This window comes from Microcystis sp. M53602_WE12, from assembly GCF_030065455.1.
GTDB classification, from domain to species: domain Bacteria; phylum Cyanobacteriota; class Cyanobacteriia; order Cyanobacteriales; family Microcystaceae; genus Microcystis; species Microcystis aeruginosa.
Window position 1 is genome coordinate 1 of record NZ_JASJFB010000592.1, and the last position, 3,505, is coordinate 3,505.

The window sequence follows — 3,505 nt, forward strand, 5'->3', positions numbered from 1 at the left end:
CACTCCTCTAGATAAGTATTTTGACTCAGGCATCTTCCTCTTTTGAGACGTTGTGACACTTAGGGTGCGGAATGTGGGCATCAATCAAAGAAGGTCGAGTTCCAATTAATCTTAAACCCTATTAGGGATTGAAACTTTTGTTGAATTCACCATTCAATTCTCGCAATTTGTTCCAATTAATCTTAAACCCTATTAGGGATTGAAACTCGGATTTGATGGCTAAATGGAATAGCATTAAAGTGTTCCAATTAATCTTAAACCCTATTAGGGATTGAAACTTTTCCCGGCTTCCCGTCTTTTCCCGGCTTCCCGTCTTGTTCCAATTAATCTTAAACCCTATTAGGGATTGAAACAAAAATGCCTATCGAGAATTGGGGGTGCAAAGCGTTCCAATTAATCTTAAACCCTATTAGGGATTGAAACTGCATTAGTAGCTGTTGGGCTTCCTTCAAATTCCGGTTCCAATTAATCTTAAACCCTATTAGGGATTGAAACGTCACTAGGGAATTCCCCACCGAGACCAGAATTGAGTTCCAATTAATCTTAAACCCTATTAGGGATTGAAACGGCCTTCTCCTCTTTTGTGGGGAATCTTGCCGCTAATGTTCCAATTAATCTTAAACCCTATTAGGGATTGAAACGCCTCGTTCTAAATCGCTTATTGCCGCTTTACTTGTTCCAATTAATCTTAAACCCTATTAGGGATTGAAACTCTACCCCTTCGGGATGGACGGCACAGACGAAGTGTTCCAATTAATCTTAAACCCTAATGGGGATTGAAACGATCTTGACGCGATTATCTTTTCGTGTTACCATAGGCTCCAATTAATCTTAAACCCTAATAGGGATTGAAACAATGTCATGACCGAGGCTCGCTTAAGAGAATTTTTGTTCCAATTAATCTTAAACCCTACTAGGGATTGAAACTTTGGGGAGAATCCACTACTTTCCCTCGCTATTAATGTTCCAATTAATCTTAAACTCTACTAGGGATTGAAACAATATGCTTATTGTTCCTCACTCTATTGTTATTCCAATTAATGTTAATCCCTATTAGGGATTGAAACACCCTAAAGATTCAACGGCATTAGAAGCGATTATCGCGCCAATTCAGACTTGAATTGGCGTTTTTGTTCAGAATTTAAGTGATTAGGGGCTGACCTAACTAGGGCTTGCTGAATAATGGTAAAACCCTTTTAAAATAAGGCTTTTGACCTGTTAAAATCCGATGTTCATGCTGCGAAAATCGGATTGGGACCCTCAAAAACCTTGCATTATCCTTCTTGTAGTATATAAGTTGGTACGAAAAAAGAGGGCAACAAAGCCTGAAACGACCGACTACTGACGACCGACGACCGGCTACTGACTCCTAACCCCACCAACAAACTTTTTGCCGCAAACCCTATCTAAAAATCAAACTCGTCTAACCCCGGTTGTGGGGGAGGAAAGCGACTGCGAGGAGATTTTTTCGACTTTCTCAAAAAAGCGGGGATAAATGCGGCCATAAAAAATCCAATTCCCAAAGAAAAAGCCAATAAAACACCGATAGGTACTTTAATTGACTCAAATTGTAGAAACTTTAAAGAAACTGGTTGGATATTTTGAATAGCAAAAACTGCCATGGTCATAATCCAGCCGCCGACAATAGCACTAGCTAAAAAATTACTAATTGTATTCATGCTTGTCCTCGCCATGTTTGTGGGAGATTTTTTCAGGTTTTGTAGGCTAATTTCGCAGTTAGCTCCCTATTAATACCATTTTTCTTTATTCGTGGCCCTCCTATCCATTAGTCGCATCTTTCTTAACATAAAATTTGACAAAAAGAGAAAAGTGTGCAAGATTGCTCAAGGGGGTTCTATGGGGAAAATAATTTGATCAGATAGTTTCCAAGTCTGGCTGATATCATGTTACCTTCCCAGTCCTAACCAAATAGTTTTAACACTAGGTTCACCGTCGCCTTTTCTACCTAAAAAAACCCCAAGAGAAGCAATCATTCTCACCGCTGAAGGTTGAAAATAGGGTGAATTCCCAAAATCAGATGTGGCACTGGCGGCGGCTAGATTTGCCGAGGAATGTCGTACACTTGTACTAAGTTGGCTGGCCAAGTTTTCCACGATACTGATTAACCTTTTCTTTCTTCTCGTGTCCCCTAGGTCTGCATACTGCAATTCTTGGGCTGCTCATTTCTCCATTTTTTTGCTCACCTCCACCTTGATTCCTTCTTTCTTTTAAAACTATACCTATCAATCGGTTCCCCTTTTTTTAAGTTTCTTCTCTTTTTGTTAAGAAAGCTCCGACTAACTGATTACTGATCACTGAAAAATCTCTTGTCTCTTAATCAAATTCTGCTTTTAAATCCCGACGCATCAATTCATAAACGGCAACTTGGGGAGAAATTTCCCCGCGCAAAAGACGATCAACTTGGCAGGTAATCGGTACATATAAATTTTTTTCTTGGGCAATTCTCATCAAAACTTCTGTGGTATTTATTCCCTCGGCAGTTCCCTCTAACTTTGCTAAAATCTCAGGCAAAGATAAACCTAAAGCTAATTGATAACCCACTTGATAATTGCGAGATAAAGGACTATTACAGGTGGCTAATAAATCCCCTAAACCCGATAAACCGAAGAAAGTTTCTTGACAACCTCCTAGACAAGTTCCCACCCGAACTATTTCCGGTAAAGCGCGAGTTAACAGGGCAGATTTGGCATTAGTACCTAACTGTAAACCATCGCAAACCCCAGAAGCGATCGCCATGACATTTTTGAGAGTGCCACCTAACTCAGTCCCCAAGGGATCGCTATTAAGATAAACCCGAAAAGATTCCCCAGATAATAATTTTTGTAACAATATTGCTGCTTTTTGCAGATAACTTGCTACCACCGTGGCAGCGGGTAAACCTTGATTAATTTCTTTAGCTAAATTGGGACCGGAAAGAACCACAAGGGGATTAGCGGGAAAAGCTTGATTCCACAGATGAAAAGGGGTACGAGTGGTGATTGGCTCTAATCCTTTAGTAGCGGTGACGATAATTATGCGAGAATTTAATTGTAATTGCTGTAATTTTTCGATCGTTGGAACAACTCCTTTAATCGAAACTGCTGAAATAATTACCTCAGTATCTGCTATAATAGCCCCCAAATCTTCCCCAGTATGACGCGACCAAACCCTAACAGCTAAGTGATTAAGTCTAGCCAAATTAGCGAGAGTTTGTCCCCAAATTCCCCCACCTATCACCGTAATTTTCTTGGCATTTTCTAACAACTTTTATTCTCCTCCTTATTAGTGATCCCTGATCAGTGACTGGTTAGAAATGATTCGATTTGAAGGTTATGAGTCTTAAATGAAATTATTCACCGATTACTGATAAGTAGGTAGGTGTTAAAAGTTGTCAGACACCCCCCTTATCAAGGGGGGATTAAGGGGGGATCGGCACCCCCCTTATCAAGGCGGGATTAAGGGGGGATCGGCACCCCCCTTATCAAGGCGGGATTAAGGGGGGATC

Annotated in this window: 2 protein-coding genes, 2 pseudogenes and 1 CRISPR repeat array; all 4 genes and pseudogenes read right to left on the reverse strand. The window is 40.5% G+C overall.

Features of this window, described 5'->3' with window-relative positions; all coding sequences use genetic code 11:
- The first annotated feature begins 98 nt into the window (after positions 1-98).
- A CRISPR array of direct repeats spans positions 99-1,067; the repeat unit is 37 nt; unit sequence GTTCCAATTAATCTTAAACCCTATTAGGGATTGAAAC.
- 339 nt (positions 1,068-1,406) lie between these two features.
- On the reverse strand, positions 1,407-1,679 hold the full coding sequence (locus PX482_RS18865; RefSeq protein WP_002788612.1) for a lipopolysaccharide assembly protein LapA domain-containing protein: 273 nt from the start codon (positions 1,677-1,679) through the stop codon (positions 1,407-1,409).
- Positions 1,680-1,907: 228 nt separating this feature from the next.
- Positions 1,908-2,000 (reverse strand): annotated as a pseudogene (locus PX482_RS18870) (IS4 family transposase); the annotation flags it as partial.
- Positions 1,998-2,168, reverse strand: a pseudogene (locus PX482_RS18875) (transposase DNA-binding-containing protein); the annotation flags it as partial. The pseudogenes PX482_RS18875 and PX482_RS18870, both read right to left, overlap by 3 nt.
- A gap of 166 nt (positions 2,169-2,334) precedes the next feature.
- Entirely contained in the window at positions 2,335-3,264 is a 930-nt protein-coding gene (locus PX482_RS18880; protein ID WP_012266085.1) for an NAD(P)H-dependent glycerol-3-phosphate dehydrogenase, read from the reverse strand.
- Between the last annotated feature and the right edge of the window lie 241 nt (positions 3,265-3,505).